The 20,635-nt window shown below is 55.9% G+C and carries 15 protein-coding genes and 1 pseudogene; 4 read left to right on the forward strand and 12 right to left on the reverse strand.

Features of this window, described 5'->3' with window-relative positions:
* Window positions 1–98 precede the first annotated feature (98 nt).
* Window positions 99–995 carry a LysR family transcriptional regulator gene (locus ACFSNN_RS38280; protein ID WP_244323257.1) on the forward strand — a complete coding sequence of 299 codons (897 nt, stop codon included), beginning with the start codon at window positions 99–101 and terminating at the stop codon, window positions 993–995.
* Between the two features lie 262 nt (window positions 996–1,257).
* On the opposite strand, the gene ACFSNN_RS38285 is transcribed toward ACFSNN_RS38280, so the two are convergent.
* A complete protein-coding gene (locus tag ACFSNN_RS38285) occupies window positions 1,258–2,937 on the reverse strand; it encodes a tannase/feruloyl esterase family alpha/beta hydrolase (RefSeq protein ID WP_279631211.1) in 1,680 nt (559 codons plus the stop codon).
* A gap of 1,598 nt (window positions 2,938–4,535) precedes the next feature.
* On the opposite strand from ACFSNN_RS38285, the gene ACFSNN_RS38290 reads away from it, so the two are divergent.
* Window positions 4,536–5,012, forward strand: a complete 477-nt coding sequence (locus ACFSNN_RS38290; protein ID WP_134466351.1) for an Lrp/AsnC family transcriptional regulator — start codon at window positions 4,536–4,538, stop codon at window positions 5,010–5,012.
* 84 nt (window positions 5,013–5,096) lie between these two features.
* Here the strand turns inward: ACFSNN_RS38290 and ACFSNN_RS38295 are convergent, their stop codons facing one another.
* From ACFSNN_RS38295 to ACFSNN_RS38330, 8 genes are all read right to left on the reverse strand, one after another.
* The gene (locus tag ACFSNN_RS38295; protein ID WP_377689764.1) at window positions 5,097–6,287 is read right to left on the reverse strand and encodes a porin; all 1,191 of its coding nucleotides are present in this window, start codon (window positions 6,285–6,287) and stop codon (window positions 5,097–5,099) included.
* Window positions 6,288–6,483: 196 nt separating this feature from the next.
* A complete protein-coding gene (locus ACFSNN_RS38300) occupies window positions 6,484–7,929 on the reverse strand; it encodes an MFS transporter (protein WP_134466350.1) in 1,446 nt (481 codons plus the stop codon).
* 164 nt (window positions 7,930–8,093) lie between these two features.
* Window positions 8,094–9,029: a hydroxymethylglutaryl-CoA lyase gene (locus ACFSNN_RS38305; RefSeq protein WP_134466466.1), complete on the reverse strand. Its 936-nt coding sequence runs from the start codon at window positions 9,027–9,029 to the stop codon at window positions 8,094–8,096.
* Window positions 9,030–9,156: 127 nt separating this feature from the next.
* Window positions 9,157–10,392 (reverse strand): CaiB/BaiF CoA transferase family protein, encoded by a 1,236-nt coding sequence (locus ACFSNN_RS38310; protein WP_244323256.1) that lies wholly within the window; start codon window positions 10,390–10,392, stop codon window positions 9,157–9,159.
* 1,606 nt (window positions 10,393–11,998) lie between these two features.
* Window positions 11,999–12,787 (reverse strand): SDR family NAD(P)-dependent oxidoreductase, encoded by a 789-nt coding sequence (locus ACFSNN_RS38315; protein WP_134466349.1) that lies wholly within the window; start codon window positions 12,785–12,787, stop codon window positions 11,999–12,001.
* Window positions 12,788–13,039: 252 nt separating this feature from the next.
* Window positions 13,040–13,837: an HpcH/HpaI aldolase family protein gene (locus ACFSNN_RS38320; RefSeq protein ID WP_166799460.1), complete on the reverse strand. Its 798-nt coding sequence runs from the start codon at window positions 13,835–13,837 to the stop codon at window positions 13,040–13,042.
* 202 nt (window positions 13,838–14,039) lie between these two features.
* Window positions 14,040–15,320, reverse strand: coding sequence for an MFS transporter (locus ACFSNN_RS38325; protein ID WP_134466347.1), 1,281 nt, complete (start codon window positions 15,318–15,320; stop codon window positions 14,040–14,042).
* 102 nt (window positions 15,321–15,422) lie between these two features.
* Window positions 15,423–16,217, reverse strand: a complete 795-nt coding sequence (locus ACFSNN_RS38330; protein ID WP_134466346.1) for an SDR family NAD(P)-dependent oxidoreductase — start codon at window positions 16,215–16,217, stop codon at window positions 15,423–15,425.
* 376 nt (window positions 16,218–16,593) lie between these two features.
* On the opposite strand from ACFSNN_RS38330, the gene ACFSNN_RS38335 reads away from it, so the two are divergent.
* Both ACFSNN_RS38335 and ACFSNN_RS38340 read left to right on the forward strand, forming a co-directional pair.
* Entirely contained in the window at window positions 16,594–17,322 is a 729-nt protein-coding gene (locus ACFSNN_RS38335; RefSeq protein WP_166799459.1) for an FCD domain-containing protein, read from the forward strand.
* 1,635 nt (window positions 17,323–18,957) lie between these two features.
* On the forward strand, window positions 18,958–19,179 hold the full coding sequence (locus ACFSNN_RS38340; protein ID WP_166799458.1) for a hypothetical protein: 222 nt from the start codon (window positions 18,958–18,960) through the stop codon (window positions 19,177–19,179).
* 111 nt (window positions 19,180–19,290) lie between these two features.
* Here ACFSNN_RS38340 and ACFSNN_RS38345 read toward each other — a convergent pair whose 3' ends face one another.
* The 3 genes and pseudogenes from ACFSNN_RS38345 to ACFSNN_RS41385 form a co-directional block, all read right to left on the reverse strand.
* Window positions 19,291–19,809, reverse strand: coding sequence for a hypothetical protein (locus ACFSNN_RS38345; RefSeq protein ID WP_341868467.1), 519 nt, complete (start codon window positions 19,807–19,809; stop codon window positions 19,291–19,293).
* A 208-nt stretch (window positions 19,810–20,017) separates the two neighbouring features.
* On the reverse strand, window positions 20,018–20,281 hold the full coding sequence (locus ACFSNN_RS38350; protein WP_134466344.1) for a hypothetical protein: 264 nt from the start codon (window positions 20,279–20,281) through the stop codon (window positions 20,018–20,020).
* 2 nt (window positions 20,282–20,283) lie between these two features.
* Window positions 20,284–20,495 (reverse strand): annotated as a pseudogene (locus ACFSNN_RS41385) (alpha/beta fold hydrolase); the annotation flags it as partial.
* Window positions 20,496–20,635 lie beyond the last annotated feature (140 nt).

Here is a 20,635-nt window from a genome sequence, read left to right on the forward strand (position 1 = left end):
CTTGTTGCGATGTCGATACTGTAGGCTTACGCCTGATATCCGTGAAATGAAAAGTGTGGAATTGTGATATGCGAATGAGTCATGACAGAGGTAGGACGGTGCCTCAACTGGACCTAAACCTCCTCGAACTCTTTGAATCCATCTGGCGCACGCGTAACCTGACAACCACCGGCGAACAACTGGGTCTTTCACAGCCAGCCGTCAGCCGCGGTCTCGCCCGCCTGCGGGAGACTTATGGGGATGAACTCTTCGTTCGGCATCGCCGCGGAGTCGAGCCTACGGGGTTTGCGCAAACCTTGGCTGAGCCGATATCAACCGCTCTCGCAATCGTGCGCAGAACAATCGAAAAGCCGAATTTTTCGCCGACGGAAGACTCCCGACGCTTTCGCGTTGCCCTAAGCGACATCGGCGAACGATATTTCTTGCCCAAGCTCGCAGACTGGTTCGCGAATCATGCCCCCCATGTGAGCATCGATACCGTATCAGTATCACGCGCCGAACTCCTGGCGGGACTCGACGCTGGAGAGATCGATCTCGCGGTCGGCTTTCTTCCCGGATTAGGCAAACAAGTGTACGAAAAGAGGCTCTTCGAAGAGAAGTACGTCTATATTGCGCGGGCAGGCCATCCCGGAGTCAGCGATCGCCTGCGGGCGAGCCAACTGCGCGAACTCAACCATGTTGTCGGCAGTCCGCCAGGTACACGTCACGCAGCGGCGGTGGAGAAAGTTCTGACGGGCCCAGCGGTACGAGCGGCCGTCACGATGAGAGTCGGAAGTTTCTTGAGTATTGGGCCGATCGTCGCGAACAGCGACTTAGTGGCTGTCGTCCCGAGTAACCTCGCGGAGCTCGTGTCTGAACACGTTGCGCTTCAGCTTATTGCTCCACCAGTTCGCTTTCCCAGCTTCGGCGTCTCAATGGTTTGGCACCGCCGCTTCCATAGTGACCCCGCAGTGGTCTGGCTACGAGAAGTTTTTTCGCAGCTGTTCGGCGAATAACCATGCTTATTCGCCCCACTCATTTGCATCTCGTTTGGAGGTCGATAATCTTCCTATCTCTTTTTCGCCGAGACACCGCTTAGCGCGCTTCGAAAACAATGACTGTCCCCGCTACCATCTTCCTGGCTCGATCAATGAGCCTTTGGCCAGCCAAGCCCGGTTTCCACGGGCAGACATTCCGTAAGACCAGTATCTTGTTCGCAGATTGAAGCCGTGCCGATCGTCTTGACCGATCGGCACGGCTTGGAAAACTATCAAAGCTTCAACGGTACACTCTTACCGTTACGCCCGTCGCGAACGGACCCTGTACTCCCGCGTGCGACAGCATGCCAGAAACGGTTAAATCAACCGGCTCCCCGGGCGCCTTGCCGCCTGTAAAGCCTGAAATGCTCGACGTGCTGAAAAGCAGGCGTAACTGCTTGCCGTCCGCTGACAACGACGACTTGATTACTGGGACATTCTCGACCTTGATATCCGACGGCACCCATTGATGGAAATTTTCGGGACCGTGGGACGCGTCAATTGTAACCTCGACGAGTTGGTCGGAGGATTTCATATGGATCGCTTCAGGGACAGCGCGCGGGTCTAGGACGAGCGGCTGGGTGTAACGAGGCGCAGCCCTACCGTATCCGCCAGTTGCACCGCCGACGCACTTCCACTGTCCAGACGCCGCCGGCCCGACGTGTGCGGCAACATTTGGATAGGCGCACAGTGGCCGAATGGTCTGCGTGCCACCGATGTTGTAATTAGCAGGAATCGAATCCGGTGCTACGCCGCTTTCGACCCATTTGATCAAAGGGGCAACAGGGTCGAAGTTAGTTGGGCAGTGTCCGCCTCCCGGAACCAAAAACAGCCGTGCAAATTGGTCGACATGGCGTCGGCTTAGATGGTTTTCCGTCGCCAATCGGTCGAAGTAATTTACCGAGTCCGGGAATGGCGCAAGGCCGTCTACCATCCCGTGATAGGCAATCAGTTTTCCACCGCGGGAAGCAAACCGCGAAAGATCGCTGCTTCCCAGCGTGATGGCGACGCCTGACGTACCGTCAACGAGATCCGCTGCCGTAGACCAGTCAACCGTGCGGAAATCAAAGCCGTTTCCAAGCGCCCAGTTGAGCGGGTATCCATTGTAGCCGGCCGCGGTCTGTTCCGTGGTCCAGCCAAGCTCCGTCCCCTTCGGCCACCCAGGAAACACAACCTCATGTGTCGCCGGGTTTGCCATCCCGCGGTACTGCAATTGGGCCGCTAGCACTTCCCCCTTCGTCAGGCAGTTTGACGCGTCGGAGGTCTTGCATAGCAGCTCAGAGGGGTCGAACTTGCAGCTGCGCGGATCGTTGAGGAATGGGTCCGAGGGAAGAGCCTTCGCGCCTTGACATCCCGGTGCATTGAGGACTGCAGAGTTAAGTAATTGCAACTTCGCGGGAGAGAGTATTGATGCCGGCGGTGTATTGGCCTGTTGTGCGATGTAGGAGAACGCGTCAATGATGTGGGTTCTGTTCCATCCAGGATGACCTGCGACGATTCCGTCATAATCGTCGGGATACACCTGCGACTCGCCCATACCTTGTGCGCCCCCGGTAGAGCATCCGTTCCAGTAGGAGTATTTTGGGTTATCCTGGTAGTAGGCTGTTAGAAGGGTCTTGGCCGCAACTGTCATGTAATGCGTCGATCGTGGAAAGTAATCCAGTATCTTCTCCGGATGCCCGGTGAGCGCATTCCCGGTGCCGTCAGCCGAAGTTCCCATGTCGGTCGTCGCCGTCGCATACCCGTTGCCGAGTCCTTGCGCCAAGGCGTTGTAACGAATCATGCCGCACAGGCCGCCGCACCCCTGCCCGAGAAATCGTCCGTTCCACGTAGTTTTCGGCAGCCACACCTCTGCATTGATGTTCGAGTCGTTGCTGGGCTTTATCACCAATGTAACTCGGCAAAAGTCCGGCAAACCCATGATAGATTGAGTCGATCCGGGAGGTGTAAACGAGCCGCCTGAAACGTCTTGCACAGCGGTAATTGTTGTAAATGGTATGGAGGTTGTCGTCAGACTCGAGCAATCTGCTGCATGAGCGGACGGAGCCAATAGGCTGAACGTGCAAATTGCAACAGCAGCGTATGTGAATCGAAGCATCGCGCCCCACCCACCTACCATAGATGACCTCCCAGACGGCGAACACCCTCTTCCTCGCTCTAGTGTTATGGCGGTTTTGACAGTAGCCATCAGCGCGCCTAAGAGCGTATCGCGCCTTATCGTCTTACGCTGCATTTTTGTCTCCAATTAATTTGTTTTCTAAGAATTTCGCGGGCGCAATGAGAAACCCTCTCGTCTCCGTTACGAGGCAAACGCTCAACGATGCTTTCGCATAGCTTTCCGATCGATTCACCTCAGTGCTTCTCCTCCCGCCTTCTGCTCACCTCGCAAAGAGCTCGGATGCCTCCTTCGTGCCGCTTTGCAACTGTGCGCTAGGATTGAGCTTGCCTGCCCGATCCGGAGGAAGCAACCAGCTATGCGCGATGACAGACATCGCCGTTCGCGATGGATCATAATCCGCACCTTCTAGCGAACGTTCGCAGGGATTTGAACGAGCAAATGCCAAGGCTGCGGGAAGTCGCTCCTCCAAAACCCGGCGTTCCAGTTTCGACCCGTTCGACAGGCCATCGAAGCGCGGCGTCGTAGTTGAACCCTCTTCCGCTCGAAATTTGGATGTCGGAAGACACCACATAGCTTGTTGCATTGCCCTTTACTTACTCACGCAACAGTATCGATCGACCGCTTTCAACGGTCTCTGCAATGACTTTGCAAGCACATCGGAGGCCCGAAAAGCGGGACATCGCATAACCCGAGAGACCAAATCGAATGTCCTCTTCGACGGACGCAGGAAAGATGATTGGCACCATCACCCACTCGAAAACATGCGGGAAATCGACCGCTGCGCAGCGTGATCGTCGCCCGCAATAGCAAGTACTCCGCCGTTGCGCGAAGTCCCCAAAAAAAATTTGCGTTTCGGACCACATCCCCTGTTCTGTCAACTCCCGGTTCCATCCCGTACCACATGGAGAAAGCGCCATCAACCCCCTTTCCGGGAAACGCGTCGAACTTCTGCGCCCCACAACATGGTTGCACCAAGATCTTCGTTGTGACCTGGTTCGAAACGTATGTCAGCTTCTTTCAGAAGTTTCCCCTGTCGCCAGAGCTCCTGATCGAGTGCCCCGAGAGGCGACCCTCAATATCCCGAAACAAATCCTGCTGATCTTATTCTCGCACGCCTATCGCTTCGCGCTTGCTCGATCAGTATTCGCAACGGCGCGCGCGCATCGGTAGGAAGACGCTGTCGCCTTCACGTAGATAGCGATCTTCAGTCGATATTTGGCATCGATCTCCCGATCGGTTTCGGCGTCTCGGATGTTCCACTCTACATCTCCTTCGTTTTCCTGACTAAGCTTCTGTTCTAGATAGTTGATTGAAGCGAAATGTGCTAATGTAGACCACGAATGTAGCATTGTTTAGCAAATCCGCCCGAAATGTAGCCGTCTTCGTAAGGAACTTGGTTAATGAAACTCGATCGTGTCGATGTTCGGATCCTTCAGGCCTTACAACAGGATGCGCACGTCAAAGCGGTTGATCTCGCCGAATCATTGGGGCTCTCACTCTCCCCGTTCTATCGGCGCGTCCGCCTTCTCGAGGAACGGGGAATCATCAAGGGCCACGTCACGCTGCTGGACCAGGAAAAAGCGGGATTTCCTGTTAGTGCCTACGTCTCAGTAGCCGTCGATAAGAAAAGCGCTCCACTTCTTAATGGCTTCGAGAAAGCGATCGCGAACTTTGTTGAGGTGATGGAATGCTATTTGATGACCGGGACTTTCGATTACATGTTACGGGTCGTCGCTCCTGACATAGCTGGCCTGGAGCGGTTCGTGATGGAAAAGCTAACCAAGATCGACGGCGTGAGAGATATCAACACGTCTATAGCACTGCGGCGCGTGCACTACAAGACAATCTTACCTGTTTGCATACGCGAAGAAGACTGACAGTCCTTGGCCTGCCCCTATCATCGCCTCGAGCAAAGGTGTCCTTCTATCGAAGGACACCTATTCATTATTTCAGAGGCGCAGTTAAAATTTATGTCGAAAGCCGATCCGAACCGCGACCTGCCGGTCGGTACTCGACGGGCTCATCTGAGTGATGGTCGCGACGGCGCTTCGATTCTGTGAGTCGGTGCCAGATGCTTTCTGATAGACCCCGACCGCGTAGATGTCAGTACGTTTCGACAAATAGTAATCAGCCCCGACTGACCCCTGGTAATATCTCGCTTTCCCAATGTCGGATCCGTTTGCCAAGGCAACACTTCCCCTTACTGTATAGTCAAAGGCAGTACCAAGTACAAGCGCCGGCGTTAGCTGATATTTGAAATTAATCTCGCTATTGTTGAAAGTCGCTGTCTCGCCGCGCGAAAATATAGTAGCGCCGTTCGCACCAAGATTCATGAATTTAATGTTGGAATAGGTTGCACCTGCTGTCGCCGAACCGACAGTGTACGATCCACCGGCTCCGATTACCTGATAAGTGTTCGACGAGACGAAACCGGAGTAGATCGGAGTAGTGACTGCCGCCGGCGTCGTTGTCGAGGTGCTATTTCCAAAAAGTCCTCCCGCGTTAGATGGCGTACGTGCGTTAAGGTAGGCAATACCCAAGGCTAGATTACCAGCGGTGTACCCGGCGCCCAGCGACCATATCTGATTTTGGGTGAAATCCCCTGAGATTCCGCCGAAGCTGTACGTGCCGCCAAAGGACAGGCCATTCAGCTTGGGACTAGCGTACTTGACCGTGTTGTTGGTCCGATAACTGTTCGTCGAATTGTCGAGGTCGCCCGGGTGAGATCCGAGAGATCCGCCCCATTGAGTCCCTACCTGGAAGGCTCCAACATAGTCGACCATGGAATCATATTGACGCCCCGCTGTGACTGTTCCGACCTGCGCGCCCGACATCCCCATATATGCCTGTCGTCCGAACATCAGTCCGCCAAGACCAAGACGACCGGTGTTCGGATCGAAGCCGTTTTCCAGCACGAATATCGTCTTTAGCCCGCCACCAAGGTCTTCCGAGCCGCGCAGTCCGAATCGGCTACCCGACAGCCCGCCAGATGCCATGGCATAAAGTCGATGACCGCCCGCGTTCGAATTGAAAAGCAGTCCGTCATCAATAATTCCATACAGCGTGACGTTGCTTTGCGCCGAAGCAGTGTTACTTATGGCCGCGATTACCATCGCGCCGGCTGCTGCAAAAACAAGGCCTTTTCCGTTCATGATGCTTGTCTCCATTTTTGATATGTGTTTTGTAGTTCTAACTAGACTAACCTACCGAGAATCGATCTCTGATTTTTCTCGGCCTTCTTTTGCCCAATAGTGAGCCTACGCGTAGACCCTACCAACAGGAACACGGTTGGCAGCTAACATCAGCGACCAAGTCCGCTCACCAACGAATTCAAGCCTGCGATTAGACTTAATGTGAGATACTTTCGAGCGACCTTCCAAGAGTCCGCGGACCCAAAAGACCGACGGCAATGATCACGAAGGTCATCGCACCGGCAATGAACCAGAACACCCCCGCAACCCCGAACTCTCGCAAGAAAAACGCGATAATGAAAGAGGTAACGATTGCCGACAGGCGGCTCCATGAATAAACGAAGCCTACCGCTCGTGCTCGAATTGTCGTCGGATACAGCTCCTGTTGGTAAGCGTGGTACGTGAACGAGCTGATATTCGAGCAAAGAGTAAGGACTACACCCAAACTAACGATGGCGACTGCAGCCGATGCCTGACTGAAGAGCAGTCCGCTCACAATATTGATTGCGGCCGTCGCGACAATGACATGCTTCCGTTCGAATCGGTCCGCAATCAGGTAGCCCAGCAGAGGGCCGAGCGGGGCGGCGAGTCCAATGATCGTGGTGTAAAGAAGGCTCGAGGTGACCGTGATGCCTTGCTTAACCAACAAAGACGGAACCCAGTTAGCAAAGCCGTAAAATCCGACGGTCTGGAATACATGGAAGATGATCAACATCATCGTGCGGTCGCGATAAGGGGGCTTCCAAATGTCAGCAAAGTTTGCTTCGCGAACAGTCGGTTCGCACTGGCCAATTGCCGGTAGAGGCATACCATACTGCTTTTCCACCCGATCTTCGAGCGATTGCAGGATGAGTTCAGCTTCCGCGAAGCGCCCCTTGCTTGCAAGCCATCTCGGGCTTTCGGGTAGGTTTCGACGGAAATACCAGATAAATAGCGCGCTCAATCCACCCAAAAGTACTACGCAGCGCCATCCGTCCATGCCCAAGACAGTTCTCGGAACCAAAAGATATGAGAGAAATGCGACCACCGGAACAGCGACGAACCCAATTGTTTGGCAAACGGCGAATGCCCTTCCGCGAAGATGTTTTGGAGCCAATTCCGACATGTAAGTGCCGATCGTGATCAGTTCGACGCCAATGCCCAGTCCGGACACGAAGCGCCAAAAAATTAACGCTGGGGCCGTGTCCTGGAAGGCCATCACTGTATTTGCTGCCACGTACCAAAGCATTGCGTAAGTGAAGATCGCTCGCCGGCCGAATCGGTCGGCAAGAAATCCACAAGCTAGTGTGCCGACAAACAATCCGCTAAACAACGCAGCGATGAAACTCGCGACGCCCGACATCCCAAACAGTCCGACCGTTGTCGATGTTAGGATGCCGCTTTTAATCAGACCCGGCGCTACATAGCCGGAATAGAGCAGATCGTAGACCTCGAAGAAGAAACCGAGACTGAGTAAAAGAATAAGTTTCCAGACCGCTTGGGTGGTCGGAAGCCTGTCCAGACGCGCGGATATGATGCCTGTATCCGTTACAGTCTGCGTCGCCGCGTCCGTGGCGGTTCCGTCGCCGCTCGACAACCGCGTAGTTCTTTGCGTAATGTTCATCTATGTCTCCTGTCCACAATCTCTTTGGGCCCGATAGGCGGACGTAGCCTTCAGGTCGCTTCGTTGTAAGTTCAGACATGCATCGGGGCGCAACTTTTCTTTCGGCTAGTCATCGCTGTACCTGCAATCCGCTTGCGTAACGCCATACAATCCGCGAGGGCCGCTCATCGGCTACCATCCACGCGCGCGAGCAACGCTCTTCCCGCCCTCGATCCGTTCGGCTTTCCGAGTGCCGAACTAATGAAATCCCCAGCGGACGCAACTGTGTCCAGCTTGATTCCTGTCTGGATTCCTAGTCCATCAAGAAGATAAACGACGTCCTCCGTCGGGACGTTTCCCGACGCCCCTTTTGCATACGGGCAGCCGCCCAAACCCGCGACCGACGAATGAAAGATACTCATCCCAACCTGCAAAGCAGCGAAGATGTTCGCTAACCCTTGCCCGTATGTGTCATGAAAATGACCCGAAAGGCGTTCAAGGGGGAACGCCGTTGCGGCTTGCTCAATGACTTCCGCTACCATGCGAGCGGTTCCCACGCCAATGGTGTCCGCCAGATCGATCTCATCACATCCAAGATCGGCTAAGCGGCGAACAGCATCCGCTACAGAACCAGTAGGCACGGCTCCCTGATAGGGGCATCCAAAGCAACAGGAGATGCTTCCTCTCAACCTTATGTTGAGTTCTTTAGCTGCTTTTGAAATCAACCTAAAGCGTTGGAGCGACTCCTGTATCGAACAATTTAGGTTTTTCCGAGAGAACGCCTCGCTTGCGGACCCGAAGACGACTACCTCATCGATCTTGCTATCGACGGCCGCTTCAAACCCCCGCATGTTTGGCGTCAAGGCCGAATAAAGTACGCCTGGTGCACGCGTGATTCCCGCCATCACCTCCGCTCCATCGGCCATCTGTGGAACCCATTTCGGCGACACGAAAGAAGTGACTTCGATATTTCTGAAGCCTGCCTTCGATAATCGATCGATGAGTTCAATCTTTACGGTTGTCGCGACCTCGCCGCGCTCTGCCTGTAGACCATCTCGCGGGCCGACTTCAACGATCTTCACGTGTGTCGGAAGCAATGGCAAGCGGGACCAATGGTGCATTCGCATTTCGTCCATTTCGATAACTTGATGGAAAATAACGTCAGTCTGCCCCCGCGTTCATAGCACCGGGAAAGATGCGCAAATTCGCAAACAATGCAAAGTACGGAAATCCTCTGTTGCGTTGACGCTAATTGGCTTCAGCTGCTCCATTGGGCGTCCGGATCGACCCCGTTCCGACCAACCTTTCGATCTGTTGCGAGGTGTATCCTAGGCTTCCGAAAACGTCCCGATTGTGCTCGCCTACGAATGCGATCGGCGAGCGCGGCTGCAGACGAGCTCCATCAAAGGACAGAGGAAGAAGCGGTATCTCAGTCTCAGACCCGTCTTCCAGTCCCAGTTTCACAAGTCCACCGCTTGCCTTCAGATGCGGATCGTCGAACAACTCTTCTGGCCGTGTGATGTTGGCAAATGGAACCGATTTCTTTTCGAATTCCGATGCGAGGTCCAGCGGATTATGTTTGGCAAGCGTTTCGGTCAACGTTGGAATCATCCATTCCCGGGCACGCACTCGATCGTTGTTCGATTGCAAGCGGGCGTCGCCCAGTAAGTCGGGGCGACCGACAATGTTGCACAACGTGCGCCACTGCGCGTCCCCCGTCGCTGCTATGAACATTTGATGGCCATCAGCGAGCTCGAAAACGTCATAGACGGCCCAAGCGTTAATGCGGCCCGGCATCGGCGCAGCAGCCTGGCCGGTAACCGCGAACTGCTGCATGTGCTGTGCGGACAGCAGAACACAATTTTCAAATAGCGCTGACTGGACTTCCTTACCGCGACCGGTGGTGTTCCGCTCATGTAGCGATGCCAGAACGCCAATGGCGCCAAACATACCTCCCATAATGTCATTGACTGAGCTACCGGCGCGCAACGGTCGTCCGACCGGCCCCGTCATATAGGCGAGGCCGCCCATCATCTGGACAACCTCATCAAGCGCCAGGCGCTTCTCATATGGACCGCTCAAAAAGCCTTTATGCGATACGTAAATTAGTCTGGGATTTCTTTTGCTGAGCGTCTTGTAGTCGAGACCAAGGGCACTCATGCGGCCAGGCCGGAAATTCTCAACGAATACGTCGGCCGTTTCGATAAGATCGAGAAGCGCTTCCCTACTTGCCTCATCGTCGAGGTCGAGGGCGATGCTCTTCTTGTTCTTATTGAATGCTCTGAAGAACCCGGCTCCTGCGCCGAGCAACCGGCGGGTGTTGTCGCCTTTCAGTGGCTCAACCTTGATTACCTCTGCCCCTAGGTCCCCCAGAATCATGCCGCAGGCGGGGCCCATGACCATGTGCGAAACTTCAACGACGCGGATCCCCTCGAGAGGCAAACGTGTCGTAAATGCTTGACGTGAGACTTCCATGCTGTTCATTACTACACTCCGATTGAACTCCTAGCTTGCTGGGCGTCCGCCGACGTCGTCTCTCAGCCACCTGCTCGAACTGGATTGGCGAAACAGACAACTCGTAGTGTTGAGAAACGGGCAACGGCGCCCTCCTCGCCCGCCTCCACATGGTTCCATCCGGCGTTCGACACGGCGTTGCAATATCGGCGAGCGCGCGAACGGACAGGCATATCGGGGCAACGGTGATTTGAGTGGCTCGTGTCGACGGATTGCTTCTCCGCTTCTCACTCGAGTTCTACCCCAGAGCTTGCCTGATTACGACCTGAGCAACAATCCGGCCTAGGCGATGCCGTCCATCGTCGATTGCGATGGCTCACGTCCGAAGGCGCTCTGAAGGAAAATCGCAACTGTTTGTTCCGACCTGCAGATTGAGCCAACATGATGTCTTAGCGGGACAGTGTGACAAAACATCGCCGCTTTCAAGCTCGCGACGACATGTAAGTGAGGATCCAAGGTCGCAGATGCTCGTTATCACGTAGTCTGTAGCCGCCCCGTTGGATCCCCCTTGTTTCCTGGCTTGTGATAAGAGCAATTCCAACCCTCTGACACTTTAGCGTTTCTGGGTGGGCGGCGAAACCGACTAGCGGACCGTCCGTTGACGTTTGTTTTGGCTGTCGAACAGGAGTCGGGGGCTGCGTAGCGTGGACACGGCATACCATTGGCGACCGCCGCATGCGGGGCGATGGGAAGGCTGATCGATTCGTAAAGAAGGAGCGGTCAGTGCATTTCTGGAGCTTACGTCACCGACCGACAGGTTCGACTGTGCATGAACAAGCGCAGACACAATCCGAAGGATGTTGCGGCCGCTAAGGCGGGAATACGCGTGCGCAGCGCACGCCGCATTGAGCGTGACGCGACAATGCCGTCCCAGAATTCCCCGCGCTGCCGCACCCGTCTCGATCCGTTCGCCGATATTCGAGACGGCGAAGTCGGCCCTTGATGCGCAACGCCCGCCCAGTGTGCATCACGATCCTGCGCAAGCTGCAGCGTGATCCCGGGCAGCTATCCCGACAACATGCGTAGCAGGCCAGCACGCCGCATTTGCCAATGGCGGCCGCGGGATCCTTCCATCCCGAAGATCGTCTTCCAGTAGCAGCATCGGAGCACCAACCCGGCGCACGCGGTCCGTCCGACTGCACCGACATAAGCAAGCGGTGGATGACGATCTCAAGACCGCAACCGTCTATCGCTTTGGGCCGTGTGCATGGTCGGAATCACGAGACATGGAACAGATGTTTCGTCGTTGCGATTGGCCCGCGGACTCACAAAACGCAACTCATTCGGATAGTGGTGCAACAGGAGCATTCTACTCGTCCAAACTTTCCGCCAAGCCATCGACCGATCATCGTTAGCGAAGGGGTCTTCGGCCCGGCGACCGGGCTGGCACGGCGACGAAAAGGCTGGATCTTCAAGGGGCTAGTTAAGCATGTAAATCGGCGTCAGACGACGTTGCACGGCATGCTCAAGATGGTCGCAATCCATGTGGCTAGAACCTGTCGGCAGCGACGGTCCGATGGGGCCAAAAATGAAGTCGCGCGTCTGCGTTCGACGCGCTCCGACACGGAGGTTCTGGTTAAATATCAAGCACGCCAGCGATCGAAAAGCCCCCATCAATGGCAAGCGTCTGCCCTGTGATAAACGAGGCATCATCCGATGCAAGAAATATTACCGCGCCCGCCATCTCTTCCGGTTTTCCATAGCGACGCATCGGAATGCGTCGAAAATAAGAATCGCGAGTTTCTTGAGTATGCACGGCTTGTACTAATGGAGTTTCCGTCGGACCTGGTGCCACGCAATTGGCAGTGATTCCGTACGGCGCCAGCTCAATTGCCATTTGGCGAGTAAGCCCAATGAGACCGGCCTTCGACGCTCCGTAGGCAGTCCGCCCAGCGCTTGCTACTATGCCTGAAACGGACGCTATATTGATAATGCGCCCCCAGTGTTTCGCTTTCATCATCTCCGATGCGCGCAATGCAAGGAGGAGCGGACCGGTCAAATTGACGTCTAACGTAAGGCGCCAATAGTCCACGGGGAAATCACTAAACGGATATGTATTTCCAATGCCCGCATTGTTGATTAGGATGTCACACCGACCGAACTCCCGCTCAATGAGGTCAAAGGCATTCGAAACCGATTGAGGCTCTCCAACATCAACTTGAATCGCCGTGACTTCGCCCTCGGTGCCGCCGAGCGACGCAGCGAAGCGACGACCTGCATCGAGGTCGCGGTCGGCGACGATCACCGCCATTCCGGCGTTGCTTAAACGCGTGGCGATAGCCGCACCGATTCCCATCGCGCCGCCGGTGACAATCGCAACTCGTTTCTGAAAACTATCGCTAGAAGAATCTGTGTTGTTGTCCATAGTATTCGTTGCCAAAGTATTACTCTGGATAGGAGCGTGAGTCTCTAGTGTCCCACGGTGGTAGCTTTTGAAGAAGGCCAGTCGGTGCGACTCTTCATGCTCAAATGTACGTCGATGCGGCGCTATGGAACTCGCAGTGCAATGCGGCGCCAGCGGCTACGAGCTCGAGCGACATCAGTCAGAGACCAGCTAGCCTAAGCAGGCGCATGTCTGCATCGGCCGGTGCCACACCGCATCCACTTCTCAGCTTTCTTAAAACCAATTGTGCTCGTAAGTTTCGCCCTTGAGTTTGCCGAAGAGCTGCTTGAACTGCTTGATGAGCATGCCGCCGTCGGAACCTAGGCCGATCATCTGGAAGCCCTGTGTCTCGCGAGCATTCATATCTTCCGGCGTCATGCCAATCACTCCGGAGACGATCCCCCGTTTGGCCGCGGATCGCTGGATGCGGAGGATGTCTTCGGCAACGCCCGGGCCCTCCCACTCGCCGATGTATCCCATGCTCGACGAAAGATCTGCTGGACCAAAAAAGATCGTTTCAAGCCCGGGTACGTCAAGGATTGCTTCGATATTCTCGCTCGCGGATCGCGTTTCAATCACGGGGATGACCAGAGCATCCTCATTGGCACGTCGGATATACTCAGCGATGCCCAAGCCCCAACGCACCGCGCGCTCGCCGCCTAAGCCCCGCTTGCCAACCGTGGGATATCGAGCGTGCTCAAAGGCCTCGCGCAGTTCGTCCGCGCTATTAATCAGTGGAAGAACAACACCGTCGACACCGATATCGAGACACTTCTTAATGGTATCAACGCGGCTCGCCGGCACGCGGGCGATCACAGCCATGTCCGTGCCTTTAGCGGCGCGCAGATGATTGAGCACATCGCTGAAGTCCAGCGCGCCATGCTCCAGGTCGATACAAATCCAATCAACGCCCATCGCAGCAGCAATCTCGGTGACTGCTGGACTTTCGAGCGTAACCCATAACCCGTATGCCGTCTTTCCCGAAGCAAACTTGCGACGGAGCGGGTTCGTGGACAATTCGGAAACTTTCATGCTCATCCTCGTTTAAATTTAAATCGCTAAATGGCGGCAAGCGACCGCCATATTGCGGATATAAAACAATGCAACGATCGAATATCAGCCTGGTCAGCTACCTAAATGACAGCGGCACGCTTGGATCTGGCTTATGCGAAGTAAGTGAGCGAAATTTATGAACGCGCCACAGCTGAAAAAAGAAATTCCGTTGTCTGTGCGATCAATGCAATACGTGGCTTACTTTGACTGGCAGCGTCTCGGGATTTTTGACGGCCAACAACACGGCGAACAGCGAACCGAGCAGGAGCGCAAAGCCGATCAGAAAGAAGCCATCGCTAGCTTTGCCGCCGTTGGCGGCGAAGCCGACGACCAAGGGGCCACAGATGCCGCCCGCGTTGCCGCACAAATTGACCAGACCCACCGCAGGTGCGGCCTGATTGCGAGGTACGATCGCAAGCGCCCAACTCCACCACGCCCCTAAGGCCGAAAAGATGCCGACTCCAGCCAGCGTGAGCATGACCATATTGGTCGTTAGTGCGCCGGCCATGAAATGTTGCGCCAGCAGTGCGAACCCAGCTAGACCCAGAGCGCCCGCGACATACCAGCCGCGCGATAAGTTCGATCTGTCCGCCGCTCGGGCCACGAGATACATGCCCAACGTAGCAAAAGCGTAAGGGATGGCCGTGAGCCAGCCCACGGTGTCCATGCCCATATCGGCCGAAAGCTGCTTGACAACAGTCGGCACCCACATGCCGAAAGCGTATAGGCCGGTAACCCACAGGAAATAGGTTAGACACAACCCCCACACGATTGGGCTGCGGAACACCTCGGAGAACGGGCGCGATTCGACGTCTTCGCCGCCGCGATGCGCAACAATGTAGTCGCGCTCGGCGGGTGAGAGACTCTTGTCCTCAACCGGGTCCTCAGTAACGATTGCCCAAACCACAACTGCAAGTATCAGCGCTGGAATACCCTGCATCACAAACATTATGCGCCAATGGAATTCTCGAATCATCCATCCGGCCAGCGGTGCCATGATCACGGAAGACAGTGGCAATGTGTACTGCGACAAGCTGACAGCACGACCCCGTTCTGATTGAGGAAACCAGTTCAGAAACATTATGGCGAAAGACGGCCAGATAACGCCTTCGCCAAGTCCCATTACAAATCGCACCCCGATGAGAAAAGGCAAGTGATCCACAAATCCTGTCATACAACCGGTGACGCCCACAACGCATAACGCACCCACGATCACACGTTTGGGCCCGATCGTATTAGCCAGCCAGCCGCCGGGCAGTTGCGTCAGCACGTAGCCCCAGAAAAACGCCGATAGCAAGGTTCCGGTCACAGCACCGGACAGATGCAGATCGCGAACCATCTCGGGCGCGGCCACACCGATATTGCTGCGATCCGCAAAGCAGATCATATAGATCAGGAATAGCAACGTGCCGACTACGTACCAGCGCCTGCGCGGCACGTCCAGTTTCGAATGTTCTAACATGAAAGTTTGTCTCCTGTGGAACCGAATCAATCAGCCCAATCTTTTATGCGTTTAAGTCGGTACTTTTCTAAGCGCTGGCGAACACCATATACCTGTGAACCGCTACATGCTCCGACAACTGATGCCGCCATCGACCGGCAGGACGACGCCGGTTATGTATTGGGCCAAGTCGGAAGCTAGGAAAACGCTCGCATGGGCAATATCCCATGCTGTGCCCATGCGCCCCATTGGACATACTGCGTCCCGCGCGCGGATCATCTCCTCCTTGCTTTCGTACTGTGAACTGATCTGGTCAAAGATCAGTGGTGTATTCATGACGCCCGGCATGACTGCATTGCAACGGACCCCTTGCTTGGCGTACTGAAGCGCGACCGCCTGTGTCAGCTGGTTCAGTCCGCCTTTCGCGGCGTAATAGGACGTATAGGGGTAGCCGACGTAGCGTATTGACGCCAGCGAAGAGGTGTTCGTTATGACACCCCGTCCTTGCCGCACCATTACTGGCAACACGTGCTTACATGTCAAGAACGCAGATTTTAGGTTGATATCTATAGCTTTCTGCCATTGCTCCTCGGAAAGCTCGACCGGGCCGCCCATGACTGTTGTTCCTACGACATTCTGCAAGATGTCGATTGAACCGAATTTTGCGAGCGCTGCGCAAACGGCGTTTTCAACACTGGATGAGTTAGTGGCGTCAGCTTGCACAGCCAAGCACTCACCGCCTTCGGCGACGATCAGTGCGGCCGTTTCTTGTGCCGCAGTTAGATTGATATCCACGGCGACCACGTAAGCTCCCGCCCGCGCCAAAGCCACCGCTGTCGCCTTGCCGTTCCCCCATCCCTCGCTAACCGATCCAGCGCCACACACCAATGCAGTTCTTCCCTTAAGCGAAATGTCCATTACGTCTCCTATGTGCACGCACTGACGCTTTCCGAAGCGGTTGGCGCTTTGGCGAGGTCGGATGCGCCGGTGCGCGCAACGCGCGGCCTCAGATTTTTGGTATGAAAGGATGGTAGCACGACCATTTTTGGTATGCAAGGATGACAACAAGACCATACCGCGCAAATTTGATAAGATGTGGAACGGCGGCGGGTCGCACATCGCGCGCTGCGTATCAGGCTTTCGTTTGATCGTTGCGAGCCTCATTCACCGGCGCGGTCGGTCGAGGTTCGAAGAGCGAAGGCAGCCATCTTCCGGGCCCGTGAACGCGCGAAAGCAGCACTTGGTACGTAGGCGCGAAAGAGGCCAACGCCTCACAACTGCAAAAGGGGTAGATATGAGCACTGAATCTGAACTCATTCCACGCCGTCGACTCTACCAAGACGTTTTGGATCGTTTACTGACGATGCTTAATTCGGGCGAATTTGCAATCGGATCCGAATTTCCGCCCGAGCGCGAACTGAGCGAACGATTTGGAGTGGGCCGGCCAGCGGTACGCGAGGCACTCTCTACGCTAGAGCACCTCGGCATCTTGAAAGTTGTAAATGGTAAGAAGTCTCGACTTGTCGCACCGACTTTCGAAGGTTTGTTGGCGCAGATCGGTATTTCGGTCGGATATCTGCTTAACACGAATGACTCCGCGCTCACACAACTCACGGATGCTCGCTCGACGTACGAAGCGGGTATTGCTTGGCAGGCTGCGAATTTAGCTACCGAGAAGGATATTGACCACCTACGGGGTATTCTTGACGAGATGAAGGCTGCCCGTGACAACCCGATAGCTTTCTCGGCCGCCGACATGGCATTTCATGTCGCAATCGCGGAAATGACCAAGAATCCCATCACCGTGTCGATTGTAAAGAGCCTCTTAGATTGGCTCATGACGCGGTATAGAGAGCTTGTTCGCGCACCGGGCTTGGAAGAAGTTACTATCGCGGAGCATGAAACAGTTTTCGAGGCAATCAAACGGCGCGATAGCAACGCTGCCGCCAGCGAAATACTCCGTCATATCAAGCGTGCCGACGGACGCTTCAGGCGCGCTGGAGACTTTAACGCGGGCGATTGATGGCCAACGGTGCTTTTCATCGGGCGTCCATGACCGATTGCGGAAAACCACCTTGACCGCGTTAGCGAAGGTGTTGCGACACTTGGCCATTGGGGACTTCGACTCGTGACGCTTTCTCCACACATCGGCGAGTTCGGGTTACTCGCCCATCACGAATGCATAGCACGCGGGCTTGAGCGCTGTTCGAAGCACGGGGAGCATCGCACTCGCATAGCCCGTCAACGAGCTTCGTCCTGCCGCGAGCCGGATCTGGAAAACATTCAGGCACAGCATGAGCACTACAGTCGACCCGGCCGCCCCGCCCGATTCACCCTCCTCTCGAGCAGTTCCAGCTCTGCCAATGGCGCATTGAGCGCGTCACGCACGTTCTCTTCCGATGCGGCGTTGAATTCCATCCCCTGCTGGTCCGGCCGCATCTTAGATCAATAGACCGAAGCCAGCGCCGCCCGGAGGTCCTTAGCGTCACCAACGACATCCACTTCCGTCCGCTCGTGCTGCCTAGCGAGCAAATCGAAATGGCTGATCGCCGCGGTCATAGCGGCGGGCACCGCGCGTTCACCTCCTGAACGACCTTACAGCGAGACGCACTCCGCGCCAAACCAGCGCCCCTACTACGGATCCTGATAGTTTCGGTCGCCGCGAGACCGCACCGCCCCGTACAGACCCTTTTGCAAAGCCTCAAAGCGTCCTTCGCGTTCATGGGCGCCCCTCCGTAAAGGACTTGGGCATCAGGTTCTCACAGCACCCTGCCCGCGACCGAAGCGGTGCTTCAGCGACACACATACATAACAGATATGTACAATACTTACGTACTATCGAATCAGCGCGATACGATCTTCCTCGTTGATACCTTTTGCAGCGCGAGCGCTCCCTCGCCATTCACCGAACGCCGAGGGAGCGCGCTTTTTTCGCCGTCCCCGCATTTGCCAGCGCATTCAAGTTTCCCTCCGGTTATGCCGATAAAAACCGGCGAGGCCGTGCAGGGTTGACCTCGGCTTCGCGTCGTCGAGATAACCTGAGAAATGGCAATGGATAAAAAGAACTCAATCGCCGCGCTGTTGTGACCGCACCCCCGGTGGCTCAAAATTCAATCGGCGCGGACAAAAGAGGCGTTACGCGGCGCTTTGCGGCTCGTGACGGCCGAGCGCGATCTCGCCGAGGAGCGCCTCTGAGCTTACCGAACTCATGACTGTAGGTACCGACAGAGATCCGAAAAGCTGCATCGCATAGGGGTCGTTGAGCGCAAAAGACGCATCGACTGCATTCCGCACGTGACCGGAGTCGCTACTATCTGGACGTAGCCCTGATTAAAGACCTCTGCGTCGGGCTGTTACGTCGCAGGCTGAACGAGCCTCGGCATCCCGAGATATTTGAGGCCCGACGACGCTGTTTGTCGCGAGCTGATCGGGCAGAATCCGTGTCGGATCGAACTCGAGACGCAGCGAAGATAGATTTGCGCGTTGCCGCGCATTTGATGGGCGGCACAACGCGACACGGGCCCGGTTGTCGAGACCGGGGCCGTGCCATTAGAAGGAGTCGGCGATGCGATGACCTGGAGGCGGTTCGCGTGGCGGCACAGCCCACGGTTCATTGCAACGACGGATCTGTTCGCCATATGCGGCGCTGAATCACAGGATGCGCGGCAGCATTGTCTGTCAGCTCGGGCAACGCAGGCGGACGGGACGTGATCTTCAGCATGGCGCGCGATACCTTGGCGTGATTGTGGCGTCTGGTTCATCGAAACGCCTCAATGGCTTTTTGCAGCAGTTCGTCGGGCAGATCATTCAGACCCCGGCGCACGGCCAGCTGCATCGCGGTGCGCAGGATTCGACAGGCGTGTCGTGGCAGACCACGTGAAGCCTGCCGTAGCAGCTCAAGCCCGGAGTCGGCCAGCGGCGTAACGGGAGCACAAGCTTCACGCGATCGCGCTTACGATTGTGGAATTAAAAGACGGCCCGCGCGAACGGGTCAAGTTGCGTCGATTATTCGACCACTGTCACCAGTGTATTCAGTCGGCATCGGAAGTCGATTGGTCCGCGATGCAGGTAGATCCGCAGATCCATCGTCAAAGCGGAACATCAACCCGCGCCCAACGCCACGATCATCGCCTTGACCAATGACGTGTCCTGCACAGAGCATTCCAGATTGATCGCGACGCCGATGGGCAGTCTTACGGACAGGCGCGCGTGCGCCGGCGCTGAGGGAGAATCGCGACGTGCCGCCAACATCGCTGTCGGCTCCGCCGCCTTTAGTCGCGTTTCCGATCGTAACCACGGGAACAAACGCAGAAGGTTCGGGCTCGCTCGTCCACGGCGGTTCCGCAACTGCGCTTGCTTTGCGGTACACGTCGACCCACTTTCGCAGTTGGTTGGCATTCACTCCTGCCTTCAGCGCCAAACCGGCAAGATCGGATGATCGTTTGCCCTTTGGCGAAACGTGCGTCACCTTCAGCGGCAGAAACTCGAGGTCAATCGTGACAGGCGTCATTGTCGTTGCGTCCGCAAGTCTAGGTCACGGACGCAAGCGTGACCTCTTTCACTCCATCGCGCTACGTGCGGAGAGATTCGCGCTTACGGGATAAGAAGCAGGCGGCCATCAGGAATAAGCTGCATCGCGCGCTGCATTAATTTGGTCTCAGGCAGATAGCGTTCGTCGTCAGCCGCGTTAATGGCGGGAACCGCAGCCTTAATGTCCTTCAGCCCGTATGCGGGGTTATAGCCCCGCGATGCGCCCACTGGTATAAGAAGTCGCTCGCGTCTAATGTGAACGGCCGGGCCAGGTTGGCGTTGACGTACTTGTCGGCCAGCTCGACCGCCGGCTCCGCCTTTTGGCAAGCAAGCGTTCCGCCCTTGGTGGCAAGCGTAGAGAAAACGTTGCCGACTCGCATCGCCGCCGACTTCGAGAGTGCGGCATCCAACCGGTTATCGCCAGGCGTCGGATGAAACACGGCGGCGGCCACTGCTGCGCGAAAACCATGTCGTCGTAGTTGTACGCCAGGCACCGTGTGCGCAGTCCGTCAGACGGCTTGGACGACCCACCGGTTCGGATCCCGTCCGGAAGGATGTGAAGTACCTGTTGGCGTCGAGTGGCTGTCCACGACCGAACAACTCTCCAGCGAAATCAGGTGTCAGGATGCTGGCTCCGGCCTCCGTCGTGCCGTGCAGGACGAGAACCAGTCGAGCTTCATTGAGCAACGTCCTGTGAGCGTCAACTACGCGTGGGAAAGATTGCTAATTATCGAGATATTTGAAGGTCAGGTTAGCACACTTCGCCTCACCCAAATACCTAAAATCAAGTGGTACGCAGAACATAT

The sequence above is a fragment of the Paraburkholderia dipogonis genome (assembly GCF_042680985.1).
Classification (GTDB): Bacteria; Pseudomonadota; Gammaproteobacteria; order Burkholderiales; family Burkholderiaceae; genus Paraburkholderia; species Paraburkholderia phytofirmans.

What these genes read in the sequence shown, in the direction of transcription:
- ACFSNN_RS38285 (WP_279631211.1), bottom strand. Translation starts at nt 2,937, where the DNA reads ATGGGTTTGCCGGACTTTTGCCGAGTTACATTGGTGATAAAGCCCAGC.
- ACFSNN_RS38290 (WP_134466351.1), top strand. Translation starts at nt 4,536, where the DNA reads ATGAAACTCGATCGTGTCGATGTTCGGATCCTTCAGGCCTTACAACAG.
- ACFSNN_RS38295 (WP_377689764.1), bottom strand. Translation starts at nt 6,287, where the DNA reads ATGAACGGAAAAGGCCTTGTTTTTGCAGCAGCCGGCGCGATGGTAATC.
- ACFSNN_RS38300 (WP_134466350.1), bottom strand. Translation starts at nt 7,929, where the DNA reads ATGAACATTACGCAAAGAACTACGCGGTTGTCGAGCGGCGACGGAACC.
- ACFSNN_RS38305 (WP_134466466.1), bottom strand. Translation starts at nt 9,029, where the DNA reads ATGCACCATTGGTCCCGCTTGCCATTGCTTCCGACACACGTGAAGATC.
- ACFSNN_RS38310 (WP_244323256.1), bottom strand. Translation starts at nt 10,392, where the DNA reads ATGAACAGCATGGAAGTCTCACGTCAAGCATTTACGACACGTTTGCCT.
- ACFSNN_RS38315 (WP_134466349.1), bottom strand. Translation starts at nt 12,787, where the DNA reads ATGGACAACAACACAGATTCTTCTAGCGATAGTTTTCAGAAACGAGTT.
- ACFSNN_RS38320 (WP_166799460.1), bottom strand. Translation starts at nt 13,837, where the DNA reads ATGAAAGTTTCCGAATTGTCCACGAACCCGCTCCGTCGCAAGTTTGCT.
- ACFSNN_RS38325 (WP_134466347.1), bottom strand. Translation starts at nt 15,320, where the DNA reads ATGTTAGAACATTCGAAACTGGACGTGCCGCGCAGGCGCTGGTACGTA.
- ACFSNN_RS38330 (WP_134466346.1), bottom strand. Translation starts at nt 16,217, where the DNA reads ATGGACATTTCGCTTAAGGGAAGAACTGCATTGGTGTGTGGCGCTGGA.
- ACFSNN_RS38335 (WP_166799459.1), top strand. Translation starts at nt 16,594, where the DNA reads ATGAGCACTGAATCTGAACTCATTCCACGCCGTCGACTCTACCAAGAC.
- ACFSNN_RS38340 (WP_166799458.1), top strand. Translation starts at nt 18,958, where the DNA reads ATGCGCGGCAGCATTGTCTGTCAGCTCGGGCAACGCAGGCGGACGGGA.
- ACFSNN_RS38345 (WP_341868467.1), bottom strand. Translation starts at nt 19,809, where the DNA reads ATGACGCCTGTCACGATTGACCTCGAGTTTCTGCCGCTGAAGGTGACG.